General features: G+C 66.9%; 15 protein-coding genes and 1 riboswitch. Of the genes, 7 read left to right on the top strand and 8 right to left on the bottom strand.

Annotation, left to right across the window (positions count from 1 at the left end; translation table 11 throughout):
- Nucleotides 1-10: 10 nt before the first annotated feature.
- Nucleotides 11-835: a hypothetical protein gene (locus AAN986_RS02495; protein WP_047219266.1), complete on the bottom strand. Its 825-nt coding sequence runs from the start codon at nucleotides 833-835 to the stop codon at nucleotides 11-13.
- Between the two features lie 114 nt (nucleotides 836-949).
- Here AAN986_RS02495 and AAN986_RS02490 point away from each other — a divergent pair, with 114 nt between their 5' ends.
- The 5 genes from AAN986_RS02490 (at nucleotide 950) to AAN986_RS02470 (ending at nucleotide 6,133) form a co-directional block, all read left to right on the top strand.
- Nucleotides 950-1,690: a helix-turn-helix transcriptional regulator gene (locus AAN986_RS02490; protein ID WP_012202467.1), complete on the top strand. Its 741-nt coding sequence runs from the start codon at nucleotides 950-952 to the stop codon at nucleotides 1,688-1,690.
- A gap of 168 nt (nucleotides 1,691-1,858) precedes the next feature.
- On the top strand, nucleotides 1,859-2,248 hold the full coding sequence (locus AAN986_RS02485; RefSeq protein WP_016450353.1) for a YXWGXW repeat-containing protein: 390 nt from the start codon (nucleotides 1,859-1,861) through the stop codon (nucleotides 2,246-2,248).
- A 162-nt stretch (nucleotides 2,249-2,410) separates the two neighbouring features.
- A complete protein-coding gene (locus AAN986_RS02480) occupies nucleotides 2,411-3,418 on the top strand; it encodes a tripartite tricarboxylate transporter substrate binding protein (protein WP_017406536.1) in 1,008 nt (335 codons plus the stop codon).
- Between the two features lie 65 nt (nucleotides 3,419-3,483).
- A complete protein-coding gene (locus AAN986_RS02475; protein WP_047219265.1) occupies nucleotides 3,484-4,965 on the top strand; it encodes an NAD(P)/FAD-dependent oxidoreductase in 1,482 nt (493 codons plus the stop codon).
- 7 nt (nucleotides 4,966-4,972) lie between these two features.
- Nucleotides 4,973-6,133, top strand: coding sequence for a peroxidase-related enzyme (locus tag AAN986_RS02470; protein ID WP_082138132.1), 1,161 nt, complete (start codon nucleotides 4,973-4,975; stop codon nucleotides 6,131-6,133).
- A 152-nt stretch (nucleotides 6,134-6,285) separates the two neighbouring features.
- On the opposite strand, the gene AAN986_RS02465 is transcribed toward AAN986_RS02470, so the two are convergent.
- The 3 genes from AAN986_RS02465 to AAN986_RS02455 all read right to left on the bottom strand — a co-directional run bounded on the left by AAN986_RS02465 (nucleotide 6,286) and on the right by AAN986_RS02455 (nucleotide 19,548).
- A complete protein-coding gene (locus AAN986_RS02465; RefSeq protein WP_047219264.1) occupies nucleotides 6,286-8,904 on the bottom strand; it encodes a sulfite reductase flavoprotein subunit alpha in 2,619 nt (872 codons plus the stop codon).
- A 321-nt stretch (nucleotides 8,905-9,225) separates the two neighbouring features.
- The gene (locus AAN986_RS02460; protein WP_349335563.1) at nucleotides 9,226-19,287 is read right to left on the bottom strand and encodes an invasin domain 3-containing protein; all 10,062 of its coding nucleotides are present in this window, start codon (nucleotides 19,285-19,287) and stop codon (nucleotides 9,226-9,228) included.
- A 42-nt stretch (nucleotides 19,288-19,329) separates the two neighbouring features.
- Nucleotides 19,330-19,548 (bottom strand): hypothetical protein, encoded by a 219-nt coding sequence (locus AAN986_RS02455; RefSeq protein ID WP_156180058.1) that lies wholly within the window; start codon nucleotides 19,546-19,548, stop codon nucleotides 19,330-19,332.
- Nucleotides 19,549-19,936: 388 nt separating this feature from the next.
- A riboswitch (glycine riboswitch) is annotated at nucleotides 19,937-20,047 on the top strand.
- Nucleotides 20,048-20,140: 93 nt separating this feature from the next.
- Between AAN986_RS02455 and AAN986_RS02450 the strand changes: the two genes are divergently transcribed.
- On the top strand, nucleotides 20,141-21,472 hold the full coding sequence (locus tag AAN986_RS02450; protein WP_047219489.1) for a D-amino acid dehydrogenase: 1,332 nt from the start codon (nucleotides 20,141-20,143) through the stop codon (nucleotides 21,470-21,472).
- Nucleotides 21,473-21,513: 41 nt separating this feature from the next.
- Here AAN986_RS02450 and AAN986_RS02445 read toward each other — a convergent pair whose 3' ends face one another.
- The 4 genes from AAN986_RS02445 to AAN986_RS02430 form a co-directional block, all read right to left on the bottom strand.
- The gene (locus tag AAN986_RS02445; RefSeq protein ID WP_047219490.1) at nucleotides 21,514-22,749 is read right to left on the bottom strand and encodes an FIST N-terminal domain-containing protein; all 1,236 of its coding nucleotides are present in this window, start codon (nucleotides 22,747-22,749) and stop codon (nucleotides 21,514-21,516) included.
- 81 nt (nucleotides 22,750-22,830) lie between these two features.
- Entirely contained in the window at nucleotides 22,831-23,784 is a 954-nt protein-coding gene (locus AAN986_RS02440) for a PhaM family polyhydroxyalkanoate granule multifunctional regulatory protein (protein WP_047219491.1), read from the bottom strand.
- A gap of 142 nt (nucleotides 23,785-23,926) precedes the next feature.
- A complete protein-coding gene (locus tag AAN986_RS02435) occupies nucleotides 23,927-24,454 on the bottom strand; it encodes a copper chaperone PCu(A)C (protein WP_016450406.1) in 528 nt (175 codons plus the stop codon).
- Between the two features lie 96 nt (nucleotides 24,455-24,550).
- A complete protein-coding gene (locus AAN986_RS02430; RefSeq protein ID WP_047219492.1) occupies nucleotides 24,551-24,910 on the bottom strand; it encodes a hypothetical protein in 360 nt (119 codons plus the stop codon).
- A gap of 116 nt (nucleotides 24,911-25,026) precedes the next feature.
- Between AAN986_RS02430 and AAN986_RS02425 the strand changes: the two genes are divergently transcribed.
- A complete protein-coding gene (locus tag AAN986_RS02425) occupies nucleotides 25,027-25,689 on the top strand; it encodes a glutathione S-transferase (RefSeq protein WP_034397932.1) in 663 nt (220 codons plus the stop codon).
- Nucleotides 25,690-25,692 lie beyond the last annotated feature (3 nt).

The following is a 25,692-nucleotide window of genomic DNA, read 5'->3' as shown; positions in this document are numbered from 1 at the left end:
TTGTCTTCCCTCAACGGTTGGTGGCGCCGCCGTGGCCGCACGCATCGGCGCACATTGTGCCCGTACTGGTCATGCGCGCCGTGCCGGCCGCACGCAGCGCGGCGATCACGGGCAGGGCGGCGGCCGCCGCCACCACATGCTTGAGGCTGTGGCCGGACACCAGCCCGGCCGTGGCCTCGAAGACGGCCGCATCGCCCCACTCCAGCAGCTTGGCCGCGCCATACCAGGCAATCACCACGCCCAGGCGCAGCGCCAGCGCGCCATGGCGCGGCGCCACGCAGGCCAGGCCCAGCACCGCCAGCATGCCGCCGCCCTGCACCAGCGCCCAGGGCAGCAGGTTGCCGCCATGCAGCCAGACCACCACCGAGGCCACGGCGGCGACCAGCATGGCCACCGCGGCACGCACGGCCACGCGGTCGGCAATGCGCGATTGCAGCGCCAGCCCCAGCATGCCGGCAAAGGCCATGGACATGCCCAGCCGGTCGCCGGCCAGGGTGGCATCGTGGGGTGCCCAGTGGTAGACGGACGAACCTATGGCCGAACACGCCAGCCCCGTGAAGAACAGCGCGGCCAACCAGCGCAGGGCCGGCGCCAGCGCCTGGCTACGCCGGTCCAGCAGCAGGCGCGCGCCCGCCACGGCGGCCCAGGCAAAGCCCAGGTTGCTGAGCACATCCAGCGCATGGGGCAGCGCCCCCCAGGCGCGCTGGTCGGCAAACGCGTGAAAGTCCTGCGGCTGCGGCACGGCGGGGCCAAGCCAGGCGGCCAGCAGCAGCAGGGCAGCGCCCCAGTACAGCGCGCGCAGGGCGGCGGCCGGTGAAATCGATACGGATGGCATGTGTTGCTCCTCGTGAAAAGTGAGGCGGAGTGTGGCGAGCCATCGGCCCTTCCAGCATCGTTTTTCTGCACCCGCCGCGCAAACCAGCACCTCGGGTATCGATAATCGCTACCCATGAGCACCACTGCCGACCTCGTCATCGCCCTCAAGAAGGAACTCAAGGCCGCCCAGATGACCTATGCCGACCTGGCGCGCGCCCTGGGCATGGCCGAGTCCAGCGTCAAGCGCATGCTGGCCAAGGGCGACATGCCGCTGTCGCGCATCGATGCCATCTGCCGCGCGCTGAGCCTGGACTTCGCCGACCTGGCGCGCCGCGTGGCCGACAGCCAACCGCTACTGCAGGAGATGACGCCCGAGCAGGAGAACGCCGTGGTCGCCGACCGCAAGCTGCTGCTGATGGCCATCTGCGTGCTCAGCCAGTGGACGCTGGAGCAGATCGTGGCCACCTACCGCATGACCGAGGCCGAAGGCATCCGCTACCTGGCCCAGCTGGACCGCATCGGCATCATCGAACTGCGCCCCGGCAACCGCTACCGGCTGCGCCTGGCCAAGACCTTCCGCTGGCGCGCACGCGGGCCGGTGATGGAGTACTTCCGCGAGAACGCCGTGCTCGACTATTTCGGCGGCGGCTTCGACCAGCCGGGCGAGGGCATGCTGATGGTGCACGGCTCCATCGGCCGGCATCTGGCGCCCAGCTTCGTGGAACGCATACAGCGGCTGGCCCATGATTTTTCCCAGCAGCACCTGCAGGACCAGCGCCTGCCGCCCGGCCAGCGCGAGGGCTACACCCTGGTGCTGGCCATGCGCAGCTGGGAATTCACGGCGTTCACGGCCCTGAGAAGAGGCACTGTCTGACGGCAGCCTGCGCTGCAGCGCCTGGCAACAAGGCTTCACCAAGGCGATACACAAGATTGCAAGACTTCGCGTCGCGGCAACCCGGGCTTGACGCAGCACTCGCACCATGCAGTCATGGATTCCCGTCACAGGGACTCCAGCCCGATGAACCAAGGACAAGGAGCCGCCATGATTTCCCTTCGCACACCGCTGATCGCCGCGACCGTGGCCCTGGCCGGATGGGCCGGGACCGCGCAGGCCCAGGCCAACGTGACCTACGCGGCGCCGGGTGCCGCCATCTCTGTGCAGTTCGGCGCGCCGCCCCCCATGCGCTACGAGGCCGTTCCGGCACCGCGCCGCGGCTATGTGTGGGCGCCGGGCTACTGGCGCCCGCAGGGCCACCGCCATGCCTGGGTGGCCGGCCACTGGGTCAAGGCGCGCCCCGGCTATGTGTACCGCCAGCCCGTGTGGTCGCAGCACGGTGGCCGCTGGGGCTACGCACCCGGCCGCTGGGACCGTGACCGCGACGGCGTGCCGGACCGCCATGACCGCCGCCCCAACAACCCCTACCGCCATTGAGAGGCGCCTGCGCCCGGCATGAAGCCCGCCCCATCGGCGGGCTTTTTGCTGAGCGCTGCGGCCATGCCCACACTGGCTTCATACCAACATATGCATATAAAAGTGGCTCATTAAGTTCTCAGGAAAATATGGGAATTGATTCACCGGATTTCCCTGCACACCATGCGCCCCTCGCTTTTCCGCTCCTGGATTCCCGCCGCCGCCGCGGCCCTGGCCGTCCTCGGCTCCACCGCAGCGGTGGCAGCCGATTCGGCGGCTTCGTGGCCGCACCAGCCCGTGACCATGATCCTGGGCTTCCCGGCAGGCTCGGGCGTGGACGTGATCGCGCGCGGCGTGCAGGAGCCGCTGTCCCAGCGCCTGGGCCAGCCGCTGATCATTGACTACAAGTCGGGAGCGGCCGGCAACATCGCCAGCGAGATCGTGGCGCGCGCCAAGCCGGACGGCTACACGCTGGCCTTCGGCACGGCGGCCACGCACGGCAGCAATGCGGCGCTGTACAAGAAGCTGCCGTTTGACGTGGAAACCGACTTCGTGCCCGTGGCGCCGCTGATCGATGTGTCCAACGTGCTGACCATCAATCCCAACGTGATCAACGTCAGGAACCTCAAGGAGTTCGTGGACGAGATCAAGGCCAACCCCGGCAAGTACAACTACGCCTCCACGGGCAACGGCGCGGGCACGCACATGGCCTTTGCAGAGTTCAATGCGCGCCTGGGGCTGAACATGGTCCACGTGCCCTACAAGGGCGGCCCCGAGGCCATCACCTCGGTGCTGCGCGGCGAGACCTGCTGCATCATGAACCAGGTCCAGACCGTGCTGCCGCACTACAAGAGCGGCAAGGTGCGCCTGCTGGGCGTGACCACGGCCAAGCCCGTGGAAGTGATCAAGGAAGTGCCCACCATCGCCTCCAGCGGCCTGACGGGCACCAAGGGCTTCGACAGCTCGATCTGGTTCGGCATCTTCGCGCCCAAGGGCACGGACCCGGCCATCGTGGCCAAGCTCGGCCAGGCCGTGCGCGAGGTGCTGGAGCTGCCCGAGGTGCGTGCGCGCTTCGAGTCCCAGGGCAATGCCATCCGCATAGAGACGCCCGAGCAGTTCAAGAAAACCGTGCACAACGACCGCCTGAAGTGGGCACAGGTGGTCAAAGACGCGAAAATCAGCATCGATTGATGCCGCGCGCGCCCGCAGGCCCTGCCCCGCTGGCGCGCCTTTCCTCGTGAGTTCCTGGTGAGTCTATGTCCCTGACCGAACCGGCAGCCGCGGCCCCTGCGGGCCTGGCTGCCCTTGAAGAACGCCTGCGCGACGACCTCGTCGCCCTGGGCTGGCCTGCCAAGGCCTGGATCCCTCCCTCCACCCGCGACGGCCAGCCCGTGCACGATGTCCTGGTCATCGGCGCCGGCCAGGCCGGCCTGGCCCTGTCGGCCGCGCTGTCCCAGCTGGGCATCGCGGCCGTTTTGCTGGACAAGGCCCCGCTGGACTTCGAAGGCCCCTGGGCCACGACGGCGCGCATGGAAACCCTGCGCTCGCCCAAGGAGCTGACCGGCCCCGCGCTGGGCCTGCCCTCGCTGACCTTCCGCGCCTGGTTCATCGCCCAATGGGGCCGCGAAGCCTGGGCCGCGCTGGACAAGATCCCGCGCCTGCAGTGGATGGACTACCTGCGCTGGTACCGCCGCGTGATGCGCTGCGACGTGCGCAACGGCCACCAGGTCACGGCCATCCGCCCGCAGGCCGACGGCACGGTCGAGGTCGATGTGACGGCCGATGGCGCCTCGCGCACCTGGCTGGCGCGCCGCGTGGTGCTGGCCACGGGCCGCGACGGCCTGGGCGGCCCGCAGATCCCCGCCTTCATGCAGGGCGTGGACCGCAGCCGCTGGGCACACTCCTCCGACGTGCTCGACTACGGCCGCCTGGCCGGCCTGCACGTGGGCGTGGTGGGCGCGGGCTCGTCGGCCATGGACAGCGCGGCCACCGCGCTGGAGAACGGCGCCGCCAGCGTGGACCTGCTGGTGCGCCGCAGCGACCTGCCGCGCATCAACAAATCCAAGGGCTCGGGCACGCCCGGCCTCACGCACGGCCAGTTCCTGCTGCCCGACGCCTGGAAATGGCGCATACGCCACTACATCAACGTGCAGCAGGTGCCACCGCCGCACGGCAGCACGCTGCGCGTCTCGCGCCACGCCAACGCCCACTTCAACCTGGGCTGCGCCGTGCAGAAGGTGGAGCAGGACGGAGACCGGCTGCGCGTGGACACGCCGCGCGGCGTGTTCGTGCTGGACTTCCTGATCGTCTCCACCGGCTTTGCCATCGACTGGCGCCAGCGCCCCGAGTTCGCCGACCTGGCGCCCCATGTGCGCATCTGGAGCGACCGCTTCGTGCCCGAGGCGGGTGCCGAGGACCAGGAACTGTCGGACTCGCCCGACCTGGGCCCGCTGTTCGAGTTCCAGGAAAAGACGCCCGGCGCCCTGCCCGGCCTGGACCATGTGCACTGCTTTTGCTATCCGGCCGCGCTGTCGCACGGCACGGTGTCGGGCGATATCCCCGCCATCAGCGACGGCGCACGCAAGCTGGCCCAGGGCCTGGCCTCGCTGTTCTACCGCGAGGACCTGGAACACCACTACGCCCAGCTGCAGTCCTATTCCGAGCCCGAGCTCGACGGCGGCGAATGGACGCCCGCCGACCCCGAAGCCCGCGTGCGGGCCCTGGCAGACAAGACCTGAGATACCCATGACCACCGCCAACGACACCATCGACCGCCTGGCCGGCCTGACCGACCAGTCCCCCGTTTTCGCCACGCGCCGCCAGCGCGACAAGGTGGCCATCGCCACCCAGGCCTGCGAGGACCTGCTGCTGGGCGACGGCCTGGCCGACAGCCTGTCGCGCGCCGAGCGCCTGGTGCTGGCCAGCGAGCAATGCCGCGTCAGCGGCGTCCAGGCCCTGGCCGATGAATACCGCCAGCGTGCCGAGTCCCTGGGCGACGCCCTGACGCCCGCGCTGCGCACCGTGCTGGCCCAGCCCGGCGCCCAGACCGGCAACGCCCGCCTGGATGCGGCCCTGCACTTCGTGCGCACCCTGGCCCTGCACCCGGCCGAAAGCGACCGCGCGGCCCTGCTGGCCATGCCCGAGTCCGGCCTGTCCATCGACGACACCGTGCTGGTGGCCCAGCTGGTGGGTTTCATCGCCTACCAGTTGCGCCTGTTCGCGGGCGTGCAGGCCATGGTCGCGCTGGGCGGCCAGGCCAGCACGCCGGCTGCCGAAGCCGCCGCCGCCCCCTTCGTGCACCCCGCCAACCTGCCGCCACCGGGCGAGCCGCTGCGCCGCAACGGCTACACCAGCGAGACGCTGGACTGGACGTCCTGGCTGCCCGTGCTCGACCCCGCCACGGCCACGGCCGAGCAGCAGGCCGTGCTGGACCTGAGCCACCCCAAGGCGCGCACGTCGGACTTCTACCTGCTGCTGGCCCGCCAGCCGCGCGTGCTGTCGGAGCGCTCGCAGGCCTTCAACGCCATCATGTACGCGCCCGGCGGCCTGTCGCGCGCCGAGCGCGAGGTGGCGGCCACGGCCGTCTCGCGCTCCAACGGCTGCGTGTACTGCGCATCGGTCCACGCCCAGCGTTTCGAGCAACTGGCCAAGCGCAACGATGTCATGGCACAGATGTTCGACGACCCCGACACGGCCGGCACCAATGCGCGCGAACGCGCCATCATCCAGTCCTCGCTGGCCCTGACGCGCGCGCCGGGCAGCTTTGGCGCTGCCCAGCTGCAGCCGCTGCGCGATGCCGGCCTCACGGACCAGGAAATCCTGGACATGCTGCACTCGGCCGCGCTGTTCGGCTGGGCGAACCGGTTGATGCTCAATCTCGGCAAGGAGAGGTACATCACCCCCTGAGGCGCTTACGCGCCTTCCCCCGTATGCACGGCGCCCTCTCTCGCTACGCGGGAGGGGGACGACACCCTCGCGGCGGGGCGGCCCTTGCTCGGTGTCCCTGACTTAGGCCGCGCCAGTTTCATGCGCTGTGCATTAAGACGCGGCGCTTCACCTCAGTACACATCCCTGCGGTAACGGCCTTCGACGATCAGATCTTCGACGGCGGTAGCGCCCAGGATGTCGGCCAGCGCGGCATCAACGCCTGCGGCCATGCCGTCGGCGCTGCCGCAGACGTAGAGCACGGCGCCGTCGGTGATCCAGTCGCGCAGGGGTTCGGCGGCTTCGCGCAGGGCATCCTGCACGTAGCGGCGCCGGGCCTGGTCGCGGGAGTAGATGAAGTCGGCGCGCTGCAGCTTGCCTGCGGCCAGCCAGCCGGAGACCTCGGCCTCGCAGTACCCGTCATGGGCCCGCTGGCGTTCGCCGAACAGCAGCCAGTTGCGGTGGCGGCCTGCGTGCATGCGCGCCAGCAGGTGGCCGCGTAGGCCGGCATAGCCGGAGCCGTTGCCGATGAAGATGGCCGGCGCATCGGGCTCGGCACCTGCCTCTTCGCGCGGCTCGAAGGCGCGGTTTTCCACCAGTCTCATGGCCACGGAGGTGCCCCGGGCCGCATGCGCCGTCAGCCAGCCCGACGCCACGCCCAGGCCGCCGTCATGGCGGGCCTGGCGCACCAGCAGCCGCACATGGCCGTCCTGCGGCAGCGAGGCGACCGAGTAGCTGCGCGGCAGCAGCGGCCGCAGCGCATCGGCCACGGCCTGGGGCGCGGTGCCGGGGGCGATGTCGCCCGGGGCCGGCAGCACGCTGGCGGCCAGCGCCTCGGCCAGCGTGCAGGTCTGCTGGCGCCATTGCACGGGGGCCGAGCCGTCACATTCCTGGGCGGCCAGCCAGGCCTGCACGGTGGCTGCGCCATGGCGTGGCAGCACCTCGGCCAGCGCACCAGCCCGCCACAGCGGGGCCACGCCTTCGGGCGGTGCCAAGTCCAGCACATAAAGCCCTGCGCCCTGGCTGCCCGCATTGCACAGGCTGCGCGCCTGCAGCGGCCATGCGGCAAAGGCCGTGGCATCGGCAAGCGGTTCCGCCGAAGACGCAGGCAGGGCATCGCACACGGGCAGCACGGCGCCGAAATGCCCTGCCAGCGCCTGCTGCCAGGCATGCCAGGCCTGGGCGTCCTCGCCATCCATCTCGATCAGCGGAAACACGGGCTGTGCGCCCAGGCGGCGCAGCTGGTGGTCCAGTGCATGGCCAAAGCCGCAGAAGGCCGCGTACTGCCGATCGCCCAACGCCAGCAGGCCGTATTGCAGGTGCGGCAGGGCCGAGCCCGAGGCCGCGCCCAGCAGGCGGGCAAAGCGGCGCGCGGCATCGGGCGGGTCGCCTTCGCCGAAGGTGCTGGCCACGAAGAGCACGCGCCGGTGGTGGCGCAGTTGCTCGGCATCCAGCGCCGCCACGGATTGCAGGCTGGCCGCCATGCCTGCGCCGCGCAGCGCAGCCACGGTGGCTACGGCCAGGCGCTCGGCGCGGCCGGCCTGGCTGGCGAAGGCGACCAGCACGGTGTCCTGGCCCGCAGGGGCGGACGGTGGCGGGTCCGCCATCAGCGCCTGGCGCTCCTTGGCCAGGGCACGCGCCTTGCGCCGGCGGTCCAGGTAGAGCATCCAGCCCGTGATGGCGAACAGGGGCATGATCAGCGAGGCCAGCGTCATGAAGATGCGCCCCGGCATGCCGAAATAAGTGCCCATGTGCAGCGGGTAGATGGCACCCACGGCGCGGCGGCCCGTGGGCAGGTCGGCATAGCGCTCGTCGCGCTGCACGGCGCCGTCGGGCAGCAGGGCCATCTGGTTGCGCGCGCGCTCATGGGCGGCATCGGCATCCAGCCAGCTGATCTGCAGGGGCTGGCCCGCGCGCTCGGGCAGGCGCAGCTGGGCGAACTGCCAGCCATGGGCGATGCGCTCGAAGGCGGCCCAGCCGGGCGCGATGTCGATGAGCTGCTGCGCGCCAGTCGGCTCAGGCCGGCCGCCACCGGGTTTCGAGGACGGCGCCGCGGGAGCGGCCACACGCGGCGGCACGCCGGCCCAGCCATCCACCGTGCTGCGCACCACGCCAAAGGCCCAGTACATGCCGGTGCAGGTGAACACCACATAGGCCACCAGGGCCCAGGTGCCCGCCACCGAGTGCAGGCCCCAGAGAAAGGAGCGGCCCTTGAGCGCCGGGTCGAAGGTCAGCCAGATGCGCCAGGACAGCGGCCGGCGCGGCCAGCGCAGGTACAGGCCCGACAGCGACAGCATCAGCAACAGGCCGGCCAGGGTGCCCGTGATCGGCTTGCCGTCATCGCGCGGCAGCAGCAGCCAGCGGTGCAGGCGCTCCACCCATTCGAAGAACTCCGTGCCGTGTTGCTCGGGCAGCTGCGCGCCCGTGTAGGGATCGACAAAGACCGTCTGGCCCCGGCGCTGGCCGGCCGGTGGCTTGAAGGCCACCTGGGCCGAGCGGCCGGGCTCGGCAAAGACGGTAATGCGCTGGACCACGCGCTGCTCGCCGGCCTCGCGCAGCGCCTGCGCAATCTGCGGCGGCCCCAGCGGTGGGTCATCGCGCGCAGGCACGGAGACAGTGCCGGGATTCAGCCAGCCCAGGATCTCCTCATGGAACGAGAACACCGCGCCCGACAGCCCGATGACGATGAGCACCGTGCCGGCCGTAATGCCGACGAACCAGTGCAACTGGAACCAGATTTTCTTGAAAGTCATGGGGAGCAGGCGGCGGCGTTCAGCGGTCCATCACGGTGCGCAACGGAACATCAGGACAGAACGGTGCATGGAAGGCAGGCGTGCAGGAATGAAGGGGCCAGGCGCCTGTGCGTCGGCCGGGACCCAGGGATGCAAGGCACCCATCAGCGCGAAATTCTAAATTGTTCTCATTTACGGCGTGTTGCACGCGCGATAGGCCCGCAAGGCGGCCTGGGGTTTCGTGCAGGCTTGAGCCACCGGGATGCAGCGCCTCTACCCAATGGAAATCGCCTGCCGAAACAGGTTCGGCAGGCGATGGTTCAGCGCCTCTTCAACCGTGTGTCAACCGCGTCTACGGCGCAGATTCCACAGGCCTGCAGCCAGCATCAGCAGCATGGCCATGGCGAGCATGCGCGGTTCGAGGGCAGGGATCGGCCGGGCACCCGGTGCCGCCCCCACACGCGCCGGACCGCTGGGATCCACGATCACGCCATTGGCTGCGCGATCGTCATCACCCTGGCCGCCATCGGTGACCACCACCGAGGTCGTATTGCCCGACACCACAGCACCCGCAGGCTGATACCAGGAGTCCGCCGCCCCTGCGGACGCTGGACCGAACTTCCAGTACGCCATGCCGGTCACCGGCCCCGGCCAGGTGACGCTGACCGTGATCGAGCTGCTGGCCGTACAGCCCCGGGCCACGAAGTGCACATTGCCGTACGGGAAGCTCAACTGGCCCGGCGCACCCGCCGCAGCCGCGACGAAGGACGACTGCGACACATCGAACCCGCAGCCCGCGCCACCACCGCTCAAGGTCGCCGTGGCATTGCCTGCCCCGGTGGCTGTCGGACCCGTGAAGGTCTTTCCGAGCACGTTGAGCGAAGTCGTTGTGGCAGGTCCGGTATTGCCATTGCCTGGATTGGTCTGGGTCGCGCTGATCGTGTGCAGACCCGGCGTCGGCAAGCCGCCGCCTGGCGTGCAGCTCCACGTCTGATCGGCCGCGACGATTGCCGTACACAGTGTCGTCGAGCCATCCTTCACCGTGATCGTGTAGCCCGGCGTGCCGGTGCCGGAAATCTGCGGATAGCCTCCCACCGTGGTCGGCGAAACCGTCAGCGTCGGAGCCACCGGCACCTGCGTGCTGGGAGTGACCGGCGTTGCTGGTGTCGATGCACAGTTCACAGTGCAACCTGCCGTCGGATTGACCGGGCTGATGCCACCCGACGGATCGTAGGAGGCCGTGTTCGTGCTCGAGCCCACCGCCGTCGGAACAGCTGGCAGGTTGAAGCTGGTGTTGCCACCCGCTGCGACCGAAGCCGTGAAGTTCACCGTGCAAGTCAGCACGGAGCTGCCATTGCCCGCAAACGGGAAGGTGTTTGGCGTGCAGGTCGCACTGGCTACGTTCGCGCCGGTCGGCACTCCCGTGATGCTGATGCCTGCAGGCACCAGGTCCTTGATGGTCACGCTGGTGGCGGGGCCAAAGGCTCCAGCCGCATTCGCTACCGTGAAGGCGTAGTTGAACGCAGTCCCCACAGCCAAGCTACCGGGGTTGGCTTTGGTGACCGTCAGCGCAGGCGTACCAGGCGTGACCGGTGTGGTGGGTGTCGACGCGCAGTCTGTTGTGCACCCTGCCGTCGGATTGACAGGGCTGATGCCACCCGACGGATCGTAGGAAGCCGTGTTCGTGCTCGAACCCACCGCCGTCGGAACAGCCGGCAGATTGAAGCTGCTGTTGCTGCCAGCCGCCACCGGCGTGGTGAAGCTCACCGTGCAAGACAGGATCGCCGTGCCATTGCCCACGAAGGGGAAGGTATTGGGCGTGCAGGTCGCACTGGCCACGTTCGCACCGGTCGGCACGCCCGTGATGCTGATGCCTGCAGGCACCAGATCCTTGATGGTCACGCTGGTGGCGGGACCGAAGGCACTGGCGGCATTGGACACGGAGAACGCGTAGTTGAACGCAGTCCCCACAGCCAGGCTACCCGGGTTGGCCTTGGTAACCGTCAGCGCAGGCGTGCCAGGAGTGACTGGAGTCACCGGTGTGGAAGCGCAGTCTGTCGTACACCCTGCCGTCGGATTGACGGGGCTGATGCCGCCCGACGGATCGTAGGAGGCCGTGTTCGTACTCGAGCCCACAGCCGTCGGCACAGCCGGCAGGTTGAAGCTGGTGCTGGCACCGGCTGCGACCGAGGTCGTGAAGTTCACCGTACACGTCAGGACGGCGCTGCCATTGCCCGCAAACGGGAAGGTGTTGGGCGCGCAGGTCGCACTGGCCACGTTCGCACCGGTCGGCACGCCCGTGATGCTGATACCCGCAGGCACCAAGTCCTTGATGGTCACGCTGGTGGCAGGGCCGAAGGCACCGGCCGCATTCGCTACCGAGAACGCATAGTTGAAGGGCGTGCCCACAGCCAAGCTGCCCGGGTTGGCCTTGGTGACCGTCAGCGCTGGCGTACCAGGCGTGACTGGAGTCACCGGTGTGGAAGCGCAGTCTGTCGTGCAACCGGCCGTCGGATTGACCGGGCTGATGCCACCCGACGGATCGTAGGAGGCCGTGTTCGTGCTCGAACCCACCGCCGTCGGAACAGCCGGCAGGTTGAAGCTGGTGTTCCCACCCGCCGCCACTGCCGCAGTGAAGTTCACCGTGCACGTCAGCACGGAGCTGCCATTACCCGCAAACGGGAAGGTGTTGGGCGTGCAGGTCGCACTGGCCACGTTCGCACCGGTCGGCACGCCCGTGATGCTGATGCCTGCAGGCACCAGGTCCTTGATGGTCACGCTGGTGGCGGGGCCGAAGGCTCCAGCCGCATTCGCTACCGTGAAGGCGTAGTTGAACGCAGTCCCCACAGCCAGGCTGCCGGGGTTGGCCTTGGTAACCGTCAACGCAGGCGTGCCTGGCGTGACTGGAGTCACCGGTGTGGAAGCGCAGTCTGTCGTGCAACCAGCCGTCGGATTGACCGGGCTGATGCCGCCAGACGGATCGTAGGAGGCCGTGTTGGTGCTCGAACCCACAGCCGTCGGCACAGCCGGCAGGTTGAAGCTGCTGTTGCCACCCGCTGCCACTGCCGCAGTGAAGTTCACCGTACACGTCAGCACGGAGCTGCCATTGCCCGCAAACGGGAAGGTGTTGGGCGTGCAGGTCGCACTGGACACGTTCGCATCGGTCGGCACACCCGTGATGCTGATGCCTGCAGGCACCAAATCCTTGATGGTCACGCTGGTGGCGGGACCAAACGCTCCAGCCGCATTCGCTACCGTGAAGGCGTAGTTGAAGGGCGTGCCCACAGCCAGGCTACCCGGGTTGGCTTTGGTGACCGTCAACGCTGGCGTGCCTGGCGTGACTGGAGTCACCGGTGTGGAAGCGCAGTCTGTCGTGCAACCAGCCGTCGGATTGACCGGACTGATGCCGCCCGACGGATCGTAGGAGGCCGTGTTGGTGCTCGAACCCACAGCCGTCGGCACAGCCGGCAGGTTGAAGCTGCTGTTGCCACCAGCTGCCACCGGCGTGGTGAAGCTCACCGTGCAAGACAGGATCGCCGTGCCATTGCCCGCAAACGGGAAGGTGTTGGGCGTGCAGGTCGCACTGGCCACGTTTGCGCCGGTCGGCACGCCCGTGATGGTGATGCCCGCAGGCACCAGATCCTTGATGGTCACGCTGTTGGCAGGGCCAAACGCTCCAGCCGCATTCGCTACCGTGAAGGCGTAGTTGAACGGCGTGCCCACAGCCAGGCTACCGGGGTTGGCCTTGGTGACCGTCAACGCAGGCGTGCCAGGGGTGACCGGTGTGGTGGGTGTCGACGCGCAGTTCGTCGTGCACCCTGCCGTCGGATTGACCGGGCTGATTCCGCCGGACGGATCGTAGGAGGCCGTGTTGGTGCTCGAACCCACCGCCGTCGGAACAGCCGGCAGGTTGAAGCTGGTGTTGCCACCCGCCGCCACTGCCGCAGTGAAGTTCACTGTGCAAGTCAGCACGGAGCTGCCATTGCCCGCAAACGGGAAGGTGTTGGGCGTGCAGGTCGCACTAGCCACGTTTGCACCAGTCGGCACGCCCGTGATGCTGATGCCTGCCGGCACCAGGTCCTTGATGGTCACGCTGCTGGCGGAACCGAAGGCACTGGCGGCATTGGACACGGAGAACGCATAGTTGAAGGGCGTGCCCACAGCCAAGCTACCGGGGTTGGCCTTGGTGACCGTCAACGCTGGCGTACCAGGCGTCACCGGCGTGGAAGGCGTCGATGCGCAGTTCGTCGTGCAGCCGGCCGTCGGATTGACCGGGTTGATTCCGCCCGACGGATCGTAGGAGGCCGTGTTCGTGCTCGAACCCACAGCCGTCGGCACAGCCGGCAGGTTGAAGCTGCTGTTGCCACCCGCTGCCACTGCCGCAGTGAAGTTCACCGTACACGTCAGCACGGAGCTGCCATTGCCCGCAAACGGGAAGGTGTTGGGCGTGCAGGTCGCACTGGACACGTTCGCATCGGTCGGCACACCCGTGATGCTGATGCCTGCAGGCACCAAATCCTTGATGGTCACGCTGGTGGCGGGACCAAACGCTCCAGCCGCATTCGCTACCGTGAAGGCGTAGTTGAAGGGCGTGCCCACAGCCAGGCTACCCGGGTTGGCTTTGGTGACCGTCAACGCTGGCGTGCCTGGCGTGACTGGAGTCACCGGTGTGGAAGCGCAGTCTGTCGTGCAACCAGCCGTCGGATTGACCGGACTGATGCCGCCCGACGGATCGTAGGAGGCCGTGTTGGTGCTCGAACCCACAGCCGTCGGCACAGCCGGCAGGTTGAAGCTGCTGTTGCCACCAGCTGCCACCGGCGTGGTGAAGCTCACCGTGCAAGACAGGATCGCCGTGCCATTGCCCGCAAACGGGAAGGTGTTGGGCGTGCAGGTCGCACTGGCCACGTTTGCGCCGGTCGGCACGCCCGTGATGGTGATGCCCGCAGGCACCAGATCCTTGATGGTCACGCTGTTGGCAGGGCCAAACGCTCCAGCCGCATTCGCTACCGTGAAGGCGTAGTTGAACGGCGTGCCCACAGCCAGGCTGCCGGGATTGGCCTTGGTGACCGTCAACGCTGGCGTACCAGGCGTCACCGGCGTGGAAGGCGTCGATGCGCAATCCGTCGTGCAACCCGCCGTCGGATTGACCGGGCTGATGCCACCCGACGGATCGTAGGAGGCCGTGTTGGTGCTCGAACCCACAGCCGTCGGTACAGCCGGCAGATTGAAGCTGGTGTTGCCACCGGCTGCCACTGCCGCAGTGAAGTTCACCGTGCAAGACAGGATCGCCGTGCCATTGCCCACGAAGGGGAAGGTGTTGGGCGTGCAGGTCGCACTGGCCACGTTCGCGCCGGTCGGCACACCCGTGATGCTGATCCCCGCAGGCACCAGGTCCTTGATGGTCACGCTGGTGGCGGAACCGAAGGCACTGGCGGCATTGGACACGGAGAACGCATAGTTGAAGGGCGTGCCCACAGTCAGGCTGCCAGGGTTGGCCTTGGTGACACTGAGGTTCACCACGCTCACAAAATGAATTTGTGCGGCGCTTGGCGAATACGCGTTTGCTCCCACGGTGAACGTGCCACCCAGGGTTCCTGCAGGAATGCTGGTGGCGATGCTGTAGGTACCACTCGCTGTGCTGGTGGCAGTGATCGAGCAGATGCCCAAAGTTGCGCCGCTTGTTCCAGTGGTGCAAGTGGCTGACGCGCCGTCCGCGCCACCGTTCAGCTTCACGCCGGGAGTACCGGCAAAGGTCACGACCTCGCCGCCCTTGGGGTTGCCACCGGCATCGCGCACATACGCTTCCACCACATCGGTTGCCGTGCCATTTGCAGCCGCGTTGTCGCTCACGACACGCAGGCCCGAATTGCTTGCCGAGGCATTGCCGGCGACAAAGGCCATCGATTGCGGGCTGTTGCCGATGGCAACTGTCCCCACCGTGGCGGCAGCCGAGTAAGTCGATGCGGTCACGCTGGTGAACGACACCGAGCAGGTCGCCGCCGCACCGGCAGTCGTGCAACTGGCGGTGGCAGGCGCCGCTCCGGCAGGCGTCACGCTGAAGTTCACGGCAACGCCGGTGACCGGATTGCCGAACGCATCCTTGGTGACCACGGAAACGACGTCCTGGCCGCCACCGGCTGCCTGGTTGTTCACATCGACCGACATGGTCGAATTGGCTGGATCGACGGCACCTGCCGTAAAGACATAGGCAGCCGTCGCACCGTACGTATTGCCACCGGAGCTGACGCCGCTGCCGCTCAATGCGCCGCTCGCGATGCTTGCGCCGGAAGTGTAGGAACCCGCGACGGTTGTCTTGGCGGTGACCTGGCAGGTACCGGCCGCATTGGTGGTGCAGGTACCGCTGAAGGTGATGTTTGCGGTGGGAGAGAACGTGACAACGCTTCCGGCCACCGGATTGCCGTTGACATCTCCCACAAACGCTTCAAGCACATCTGTCGCCGAGCCATTGGCCGTGACCGGACTGCTGACGGTACGTACCCCCGACCTGGCGGGGTCGGCGGCATTGGCCGTGAAGTTGATCACGGCCGGACTGCCGTTTGCCACGCTCTGGGTGGTGGTGCCGTTGTTGTCCGTGGCTGTGAAGCTCGCCGCACCCGCCACGGTGGATGTCACCGTGATGGAGCAGCGCGCTGGATTCGCATTGGCCGCAATCGTGCAGGAAGTTGCCGACGGTGTGCCGGCGCCGGTATGGACAAAGCCGATGGTGTGGGCGACCGTATCGACCGTTGCATTGCCATTGGCGTCCTGCAGTGCGACGGTCACCGTGCCGGTGCTCGTACCGTCGGCCATCACCGAGAGCGGCGTGGCACTGAGCAGATTGCCACTGGCTGTATTGCTGGGCGGCCCGGCAATGAAGGTGACCGATACCGGACTGCCATTGCTCACGGCCGTTCCGTTGTCCGTTGCCGTGAAACTTGCAGTGCCGACCGTGGCCGATTTCACCGTCACGGAGCAGGTGGCCGGATTGGCGTTGGCCGCGATCGTGCACGTGGGTGCGGCCGGCGTGGTCGTGCCCACGCCCGTTTTGGTGAAGACAATCGTGTGCGCCACCGTATCCGTGGCGGGATTGCCATTGGCATCGCGCAGGGTCACGCTGATCGAGCTCGTGGCAGTGTTGTCTGCGACAACGCTGAGCGGACTGGCACTGATCAGGTTTCCATTCGCGCCATTGCTGGGCGGGCCGGCCGTGTAGTTCACCACAGCCGTAGCCGTGGCGGCCGAGCCATTGATGGTGAAACCAAAGGTGCCACTGCCGACTGCGGTAGGTGCCGTGACGGTTGCCGTGTACACCCCTGCGCTGCACGAACCCGCGCCGACCGCAGGCGAGCCCTGTGTTCCGCTGTTCAGCGTGAAGGCCACCGTATTGGCACAGGTTGCAATCGAATTGCCTGACGCATCCTTGAGCTGCGCCGTCAATGTGCTGGTTGCAGTGCCATTGGCAATGATCGAGGTCGGACTCGCAACGATGGTCGAGGCACTGGTACTTGGCGGACCCGCCGTGTAGCTCACTGAAGCCGTAGCAACTGCGGCAGAGCCGTTGATGGTGAATCCGAAGATCCCGCTGCCGACGGCCGTGGGCGATGTGACGGTGCCCGTATAGATACCGGCGGTACATGAGGCCGCGCCCACACTCGGCGTTCCCTGCGTTCCGCCGTTCAGGGTGAATGCCACCGTGTTCGTGCAGGTGTTGATCGGATTGCTGCTGGCATCGACCAGTTGCACGCGCAGCACGCTGGTGGAGCTGCCGTTGGCCACGATCGATGTCGGTGTGGCGACTATCGTCGATGCACTCGTGCTCGGCGTTGCGGCCACATAGGAGACCGTTGCGGTGGCAACAGCCGCAGACCCGTTGATGGTGAACCCGAAGGTGCCGCTGCCGACCAGCACCGGCGATGTCACCGTCCCCGTGTACATGCCGGCACTGCAGCCCGTGACGCTGACGGCAGGAACGCCTTGCGTCCCCGCATTGAGGGTGAAGGCCACCGTATCGGTACAGGTGGTGACAAGGTTGCCTAAAGCATCCTTCAACTGCACGGCCAAGGTGCTGGTGGAGACGCCGTTGGCCGCAATCGATGGCGGACTCGCGGCGATTTCAGACCCACTCGTGCTGGCCGGCAGCCCGGTGAAGCTGTAAGCAACCGGCGAAGGCTGATAGGTCACTGCGCCAGATACCGGACTTCCACCCAATGGAAGATTGGAGAATGTGGCACCAGCGACTGACGACGACAAGGTCACGGGTGTCGTGAATGTTCCGGCGACACTGCTGCTGGCATTGATGGGAGACGCGCACTTTCCGCTGGAGTTGGTCGTGCAGCTGACTGCGGCGGAGCCGCCATTGAACGTGACACCTGCAGGCGGCGCTGCGAAGGTGACGGTGTCACTGCCCCCCGTCCAGGCATTGCCTTGGCCGTCAACAATGTAGACCTCCAGCAAGTCGCTGCTGCCGACAGGTTGATTGTTGGTCGTCGCCAGAACGCCGGATTTCAGGGCACAGGGAAAACCGGTGACGCTTGCCGCCGTTGAAAGCTGCGAGGTCTGGGCTCCACCGGAATTGCTGTCCGTCACTGTGACTCGCACCTGGCCGCTGAGATACGAAGGAACGGTCAGCGTTCCCGAGGCTCCGGCCATGGTCCCTGAGCCCAGATAGACCTGCGCGTCGTTGGCGCCCGCGCCGGTCGGCGACCAAAAGGCTTCCACCGTATACGGTGCCGGCTCGCTCGCATTGGCATTTGCCGTGATATTGAATGTCCAGGTGCAGGCGGCGGTGTCACTGGCGCCAACGCCAAGGGTCGGGGTCCATCCGGTTTGTCCATTGGCCGTCGTCAGCAAACTGATACCTGAGTTTGCAGCCACAGGCACGGAAAACAGCGTGTTCTGAGAAATCTTGAAGAAATCATGCGTAGTGATACGAATGGCACTTCTCGACTGGCTTGTCATCTTGTTGTTGCCAATCAACCCTGGTGCCGTACCCGTCCCACTAATATTCAACCCGTCCCCGCCGCCAGTGAAATTGTTATCGGTCACCGTCACTACCTGCATCGTGCCTGAGGCTGCCGTATTCACCGTTGGTGCCGACACATGCATTGGCGATGAAGCGGTATAGGCGGCAATAGGCAGCGAGAAGGTATTACCCGTCACGGCAAGACCAATTCCATTGCCCAGGTTGATCGTTCCATCAACCGACACCACGGCCCTGGGCGCATTTCCACCAGTCGGGCTCAGTGCGATATTCGAATCTTTGATCGTCAATCCGTTGACGGTCATGTTCGACATGACCTGGAAGAACTGCTCGAGCTGCATTCCCCCGATAGGGTTGGGCAGATTCGTTACCGTGAAATTATCGACAACAATGTTGGAAACTATGCCTGCACCGTTGCTTGCAGCAACGGAAATAGCCGAGCCCTTGTTATTGCCGTAATTTCCATTCCATATCGCGGAATTGATCGTGCTATTGGTAAAGAATACGTTTTGTGCGCCTTGATGAATCTCCGCGTACAGCTCGCAGTTGAACGGCGTCCCCTCTCCCGCAGGAGTTGGAGCCACATTCACCAGGCCGACGCGATCAATGGTGACATTGTTCGCCGGGGAGCCAACGACGAATACTGCTTCGCCACAGGTCATGTTGGGCGAATTGGTGAGCGTGATGTTCTTCCCACCAAGATAAAAAGTTTCCCAGGGGGAGTCCGCCCAGTTCTGGACTTGTATGACTCCACCGAAATCGATGGTCAATGAGCCCGTGCCGGCTGGCACGGTGCCTTTGAGCCAGTACCAGGCACCACCGGCACCAGTGGTGGTGCCCGTATCGCCGCCGCTGATCATCTGGGTTTGACCACAGGCATTGGTGGCTCCCGTCACGGCGCCGGACTGGGCTCCGCTGATGAATGTATTGGCACAGCGCACGTAAACCGTCTGATTGTCGACATACGGATGGAGGTTTCCCGCCGCATCCTTGGATGTCCCGCTCTGTATGGTCCGTACCGACGTGGTCAGTGTCGGCGCAAAGACGATGGAAACATCGGCACTCGGATCCAGCGTTTGCAGCGTGTAGTTGGCTGCCTGAATGGCCGCTCGCAGCGTACATGCGCCAGCAAAGGTGCCCCCCAGCGTGCTGACACAGGTGGTTGGTGTCGTTGCATTGGCATTGGGAGCATCGCTGTTGTCGGTGACCGTGAAGACGATGGTCGCTGCCAGTGCCGTGGATGAGATACCCGCGCATGAAAGCAGCAGCAAAGAGAAAAGGCACTTCGCTGCACGCCACTTGCGAAAAAATGCCGAACCAGGCAGGCGATTGAGAGCATGCATGATATTCCCCGTTTTCTCAAGGAGATATGACAGGAAAATGATTTTCCCAATGGCAATGGCCATCAGTTGTACCCAGCGCATTTGCATCGCCGTACCTCGAATAGTTCTATTTGAATCACGAGCTCACAACTCACCTTGCAGCCGATGAGATTGGAAGCAAAATGTTTCGCGCAGATCCTGCGCGTCAATCAAAAAAAGGCAGATTTCCATCAACGCTTGCGCGCTGCTCCACTGCCCGTTGAGCGGACACACCTTCAGTCGGGTTTGCGACGCAAAACATTCCTCCCTCGACAAACCATATTCACCGTGCTTGTATTTTTTCAGTGACGGACCAGTTTCCATGGACCCGCACCTGTGCAACGGTAAGTCGCCTATCAGACATATATACAACCCATGGTTAACCCATGCAGGTCCAATCGACCAGAACATGCACTGACAAACCACTGCACATATCGATAGGCTAAATCATGTTTTTTTCTATTTCAATAGTTTTTTTACATGAAACCAGACACTCGTACCAGCGCTACGAGGGAGGCACTTGAGCGATCTAGGGAATACCCTGAATCAGCCACACCACATACAGGTAACTGGTGGTATCCCCAATACGACTGGAACTGGCTGCGCAAGCCCCATAGAATCGCCCCTGCAGGAGAGCAGGCGGGCGCCACGGTGCCGAGCCTCACCGAAGGCGCAAACTCCCATACACGCTCAGGTTCCGTACTGCAAACACAACATGCCGTCTGGAGAGCCGCCGCACGCAATGTGCGACGCACCGAAGGAGCAAGCCCCGTTCCCATGGACGGTGGTGAATCTCTCAGGTACCAAGGACAGGGGGAGCGGCAGCTGCGTCACGACGGACGCCGGCTGCCTGCTATCCAGACCATAGCGGCCAGCTTTCGCGTGACCCGGCACATGCCTTTGAAAGGGCATCGTCATGCGCGTCATCGTTCTCGGAGCCGGTCTGATCGGCACCACGTCGGCCTACTATCTGCAATCCCTCGGTCATGAAGTGACCGTCATCGACCGCCAGGCAGCGCCCGGCGCCGAAACCAGTTTCGCCAACGGCGGGCAGATCTCGGTCAGCCATGCCGAGCCCTGGGCCAACCCCGGCGCACCGCTGAAGTTGCTGGGCTGGCTGGGCCGGCAGGACGCCCCCCTGCTGTTCCGCCTGCGCGCCGACATGCGCCAGTGGCTCTGGGGCCTGTCCTTCCTGCGCAACTGCACGCCCGCGCGCACGCGCCACAACATCCAGCAGATCGTTCGCCTGGGCACCTACAGCCGCGAGGCCCTGCAGCAGCTGCGATCGGACACCGGCATCCAGTACGAGCAGCGCATGCAGGGCATCCTGCACTTCTATACGAACGCCCGCGAGTTCGAGGGCGCGCTCAAGCCCACCGAGCAGATGCAGGCCCTGGGCTGCGACCGCCGCCTGATCGATGCCGACGAGGCCGTGCGCCTGGAGCCGGCCCTGGCCCATGTGCGCGGGCAGATAGCGGGCGCCACCTATACGGCCGAGGATGAATCAGGCGACGCCAACCTCTTCACACGCGAGCTGGCGCGCATCGCCGCCGCCACGGGCGTGCAGTTCCGCCAGAGCCACCACGTGACGGCGCTGCGCACCACGGGCGCGGGCGCCAGCCGCCATATCGACCATGTGGAGGTGACCAATGCCGAGGGCCGCTATGAACGCATCCAGGGCGACGCCTATGTGCTGGCCATGGGCTCGTTCAGCCCGCTGCTGGCCCAGCCGCTGGGGTTGCGCCTGCCCATCTATCCGGCCAAGGGCTACTCCGTGACCCTGCCGGTGCTGGACCCCGCCAAGGCCTATCAGGTCAGCCTCACGGACGACGAGTTCAAGCTGGTGTTCTCGCGCTACACGGGCGCGCAAGGCGACCGCCTGCGCATTGCGGGCACGGCCGAGTTCAACGGCTACGACCGCAACCTGGACCCCGTGCGCTGCGAGGCCATCGTGCGGCGCGTGCAGCAGCTGTTCCCCGGCGCCGGCGATACCGGCCGCGCCCAGTTCTGGAGCGGCCTGCGCCCCGCCACGCCCAGCAATGTGCCGCTGATCGGACGCTCACCCATCGCCAACCTGTTCCTGAACACCGGCCACGGCACGCTGGGCTGGACCCATGCCTGCGGCTCCGGCATGGCGCTGGCCGACCTGGTCAGCGGCAGGCGGCCGGCCGTGGATTTCGATTTTCTGGGAGCCGCAGCCATGGACCCGGATCGCAGCGCAGGCACGGTGCGCCCGCGCGCGGTCTGAGGTGCAGACGGTGTGTACCGTGTGTACGGCGTGTACGACGCCTAGGCAGTGAACACCGTCAGCACCCCGGCGAAGCGGTGCAGGCGGGCGTCCATGATCTCGGCTTCGGCAACGAAGCCGATCAATGGCACATCGCCCAGTGCGTGGCGCAGGGTGCGCAGTTCGGCATCGGGGCCGCCGAACAGGCCGCCGCCGCGGCCCCGGCAACTGATGTAGATGGCGCCACGGATGCGGGGCTGTGCCTCGCCTTCGGGCGCCGCCTCCTCGGGCTCCGCCGCATCGCGCAGCGCAGCGCCCAGTTGCAGCAGTTCCTGGCGCGCGACCTGGGCCTGGCGGCGGCAGAAGATCACCGAATGCCCGGCCTCCACGGCCGATGACAGGGCCACGCCCTGGCGCAGCGGGTCCAGTCCGACCAGGGTCAGCACCTGGGCCTCTTCGGTCAGCACGCCGTGGGCCAGGCCCCGGCCCGGCGGCGCAATGGCCGCCAGCGTGGTGCGGACCGTGGTCAGCGCGGGCTGCCAGTCGCTGCCTTCCAGCTCCACGCCCAGCAGTTGCAGCAGGCGCTGCAGGGCCGGATCGCCATTGAGCCCGGTGACCAGGGCGCCGCGCGCCTCGGTGATCTCCAGCCCCTCGCCCAGCGGCACGCAGCCCTGGGCCATGCCCGTGATGCAGGGCACGCCGGCACCGAAGGCCACGCCTGAAAAGCCGCCACGAAAAATGCCGCGCGCGTCCGCATGCTGCGCATGCAGATCCTCGGTACGGCAGGCGATCTGCACGCCCTCCACGCCATCTTCTCCGTCATCGCCCACGCCGCCGAACAGCAGGCCGGACTCGGTGCGCTCGGACAGCTCGTACAGCAGCTCGGCCAGCTCGGGCTGGCCGCCTGCGGCATGGACCAGGGCCAAATGGGCGGTGAAGCCGGCCTCGCCGCCAGGCGCATGCAGGGGCGCCAGGCCCGAATACAGGCGGTAGTGGGCGGCCGGTACATCCAGCAGCATCACCGCGAGCGCGGTTCCTGAAAGGTACTCATGCGACATGGCCAGAACGCCGCCGGCCGAGCAGCCGGCCCAGTCCGCCACATGGGGCAGGGCCCTGGCCAGATGCTGCAGCAGCGGCCGTGCGTGGGCGGCATGCGCATGGGACAGGTACACCAGTCCCAGACGGGGCCGCTGCGCGTGGCCGGGCCCGGCCATCTGCAAGCGCAGCTGCTGCAGCACCGCGTCGGCCGCGGCGCGCCAGTCGGAATGGCTGGCATGGCCTACAGGAAACAACGACATACCAACCTTCTTTCTAGCCCCGCCAGCACCCGGCTTGCGGGTGGCTGGGGCCTTGCGCATCCATGGGTCCGGCCCGATCGGTCAACGCGCCGGCCGGCTCTTGGCTGCCGGCTTGCTTGCGGCCGGCGCCTTGGCTCCAGCCTTTGCAGCGGTTTTCCTGGCAGCCGCTTTGGCGGGAGCCTTGGCAGCGGTCCTGGGGGCTTCGGCCTGCGCCGCAGCCTTGGCCGCCGGCTTTGCGGACGGCGCCTTGGCAGGGGAGACCGCCGCCGCCTTGCCCGCCTGCGCAGCAAAGGCGCTGGCCTGTGCCGCCATGCGGTCCATGGTGGCCTTGGCCAGGTCCCCGGCCATGCCGGTGGCGCGCTGGGCGGCCGCCACGGCCGCCACGGCCTCCGGGGCCATGGGCTCGGCCATGGCCTTGGCGGCGATCTGCTGGAATTGCTGGGTCAACGCGCCCCACCACTGCATGGCCTGGCCCATGGCGGCGGCCTGGGCGGACTCGTCCTTGGGCGCCGCAGTCTCTGCGGCTGCGGGTCTGTCGGCGGCCTTGGCCGCCTCGGGGGCTGCAGGCGGCGCGGCAGCGGCCTGTGCGGGCTCGGGCTGCGGCTTTTCCTTCTTGCTCGCCCGGCTGGCGGCCGAGGACATGGGCCAGTCCGAAAGGTCGCCCTGCCCCGCGCTGGCGGCGCCCTTGGCCGCAGCGGTGGCCGCGGCGGTTGCGGCTGCAGGGAACTGGAAGGCCTGCGCCAGCTCGCCCATGCTGACGTTCATGCCCTGCAAGGTGGACAGCGTCATGCGCTGCACTTCCAGGGCCTGGATGGTGGCGGCCAGCGCCTTGCCGTTCTGGTCGAGCCAGAACTGCACGGCCTTGAGTTCGGTGATGCGCTTGTCCACCTCTTCGATGCTCACCGTGGGCGCCACCCATTCGGGCAGGCGCCCCAGGGGCCGGGCGGTGGCCGATCCTGCACTCTGGGCCAGGCCCTGCAGGAAGTCGAAACCGGGGATGAACTTGCCGAAACCGAAGGAGGACGCATCACTCATGGCAGCACTCGCTAGGACTGGGTTGGAAGAACATGCCGGTGAAGCACACCGGCCATGCGCTCAGCTTAACCCAGGCACACGCCAAGTCCATCGCAAGTCATGCACGGCCCGCTGCGCACAAACCCGGTGGATGACAAAAAGCTCAGTGGGAGTGGCCGGCATGTCCGCCATGTCCGCCATGCGCGCCGCCCTGCGCAGCCGATGCCGCACCTGCGCCGGGCGCCATGGCGCGCACGGGGACCTGCAGGCTCAGGCGCGAGGTCTCGCCCTTGGCGTCCTTGAACACCAGGGTGATGGGTACCTGACTGTCCTTGAGCAGCGGGCTCTTGAGCTGCTGCAGCATGACGTGGTAGCCGCCGGGCTTCAGATCCACGGCCACGCCCTTGGGCAGGTCCAGGCCGTCGATGGCGCGCATGCGCATCACATCGCCTTCCATCTTCATTTCATGCACCTCGGCCACGCCGGCGGCGGGCGACTCCACGCCCACCAGGCGCAGCGGCTCCTCGGCCGTCAGGCGCATGAAGGCGCCCGTGGCCTGCTGGCCCGGCACGCTGGCACGCGCCCAGGCGGCGTCGGCCTTGACATGGGCCGCATCGGCATGGGCATGGGCCAGGCCCATGGACAGGGAGGCGGCGATCAGGAAAGGGGTGGTCCATTGACGCAGTGTCATCACGGTTTCTCCAGAAATTTCAATGCATTGCGGCACGGTCTTCGTGCCTTGCAAAAAGGGTTGGCCAAGCGAAGGAAGCGGGAGTGAATCCGGGAGTCACCGGGGCGGTGCGCGGGCCTGGGGCAGGGCCGGCATGGCCACGCTGTGGACGGAGGCCGGGTGCGCCCGTGGCTGCGCATCTGCCACCAGCGGTGCCGGGGCCGCACTGCACCGGGCGGGCGGCGGCGCCAGCGGGGGCAGGCACAGCGGGCAGTCGATGCCGTGGCTTCCGGCCAGGGCATTGTCCTGACCGGCCGGCGAGGGCACCCAGACCGATTCGCCAGCGGCCGAGCACAGGCGCTCCCAGCCCGAGGCACGCGCCAGCGGCGCAAACGCCGATGCCAGCGCCACGCACAGCCACAGGCCCAGCGCCCAGCGGGCGCAGGCAGCCAAGGTGGAGGGCAGGCGAAGCGGCATGGCGTCATTCTAGGGGTCTGCCCCAGGACGTCATGTCCGTGACCCCGCCAGGCCCTGCCCGCCCCTACCATCGCAGGCGCATCCCCCAGCCCTCACCAACACCCTAGGAGACACCCATGCTCACCCTGTGCGGATTCGCGGCCAGCAACTACTACAACAAGGTCAAGCTGGCCCTGCTGGAAAAGCAGCTGCCCTTCAACGAGGAACTGGACTGGCTGGGCGAGACCGATATGGCACTGTCGCCGCTGGGCAAGGTGCCGTACCTGCGCATCGACGACGGCCGTGGCCTGTGCGAGTCGGCCGCCATGGTCGAGTACGTGGAGACGCTGTCGCCCTCCCCTTCCCTGCTGCCGGCCGACGCCTTCGAGGCCGCCAAGGTGCGCGAGCTGTGCGTGTACCTGGACCTGCACCTGGAGCTGGTGGCGCGCATCCTCTACCCGCAGGCCTTCTTCGGCGGCCAGGTCAGCGACTCCACCCGGGAGCGCACGCTGGCCCAGCTCGACAAGAACGTGGCGGCCTTCGCCAAACTCGCGCGTTTCTCACCCTTTGTGGCGGGCGACAGCTTCACGCTGGCCGACTGCTGCGCCATCGTCCATCTGCCCCTGGTCAGCGCGGCCAGCAAGATCGTTGGCGGGCGCGACGTGCTGGCCGACCTGCCCGTGCGCGAGTACCTGGCGCGCATGGCCGAGCGGCCCACGGTGCAGCAGGTCAATGCCGACCGCAAGACCAATACGGCGCTGATGATGTCCCGCTACGCCAGCGACAAGACTCCGGCCTGAGCC

This window comes from Delftia sp. DS1230 (assembly GCF_040112715.1).
Taxonomy (GTDB): domain Bacteria; phylum Pseudomonadota; class Gammaproteobacteria; order Burkholderiales; family Burkholderiaceae_C; genus Comamonas; species Comamonas tsuruhatensis.
This window is presented reverse-complemented; position numbering and strand designations above follow the sequence as displayed.

Excerpts from the sequence above, each read along its gene's own strand:
- AAN986_RS02495 (WP_047219266.1), bottom strand. The coding sequence starts at position 835 with ATGCCATCCGTATCGATTTCACCGGCCGCCGCCCTGCGCGCGCTGTAC.
- AAN986_RS02490 (WP_012202467.1), top strand. The coding sequence starts at position 950 with ATGAGCACCACTGCCGACCTCGTCATCGCCCTCAAGAAGGAACTCAAG.
- AAN986_RS02485 (WP_016450353.1), top strand. The coding sequence starts at position 1,859 with ATGATTTCCCTTCGCACACCGCTGATCGCCGCGACCGTGGCCCTGGCC.
- AAN986_RS02480 (WP_017406536.1), top strand. The coding sequence starts at position 2,411 with ATGCGCCCCTCGCTTTTCCGCTCCTGGATTCCCGCCGCCGCCGCGGCC.
- AAN986_RS02475 (WP_047219265.1), top strand. The coding sequence starts at position 3,484 with ATGTCCCTGACCGAACCGGCAGCCGCGGCCCCTGCGGGCCTGGCTGCC.
- AAN986_RS02470 (WP_082138132.1), top strand. The coding sequence starts at position 4,973 with ATGACCACCGCCAACGACACCATCGACCGCCTGGCCGGCCTGACCGAC.
- AAN986_RS02465 (WP_047219264.1), bottom strand. The coding sequence starts at position 8,904 with ATGACTTTCAAGAAAATCTGGTTCCAGTTGCACTGGTTCGTCGGCATT.
- AAN986_RS02460 (WP_349335563.1), bottom strand. The coding sequence starts at position 19,287 with ATGCGCTGGGTACAACTGATGGCCATTGCCATTGGGAAAATCATTTTC.
- AAN986_RS02455 (WP_156180058.1), bottom strand. The coding sequence starts at position 19,548 with ATGGAAACTGGTCCGTCACTGAAAAAATACAAGCACGGTGAATATGGT.
- AAN986_RS02450 (WP_047219489.1), top strand. The coding sequence starts at position 20,141 with ATGCGCGTCATCGTTCTCGGAGCCGGTCTGATCGGCACCACGTCGGCC.
- AAN986_RS02445 (WP_047219490.1), bottom strand. The coding sequence starts at position 22,749 with ATGTCGTTGTTTCCTGTAGGCCATGCCAGCCATTCCGACTGGCGCGCC.
- AAN986_RS02440 (WP_047219491.1), bottom strand. The coding sequence starts at position 23,784 with ATGAGTGATGCGTCCTCCTTCGGTTTCGGCAAGTTCATCCCCGGTTTC.
- AAN986_RS02435 (WP_016450406.1), bottom strand. The coding sequence starts at position 24,454 with ATGACACTGCGTCAATGGACCACCCCTTTCCTGATCGCCGCCTCCCTG.
- AAN986_RS02430 (WP_047219492.1), bottom strand. The coding sequence starts at position 24,910 with ATGCCGCTTCGCCTGCCCTCCACCTTGGCTGCCTGCGCCCGCTGGGCG.
- AAN986_RS02425 (WP_034397932.1), top strand. The coding sequence starts at position 25,027 with ATGCTCACCCTGTGCGGATTCGCGGCCAGCAACTACTACAACAAGGTC.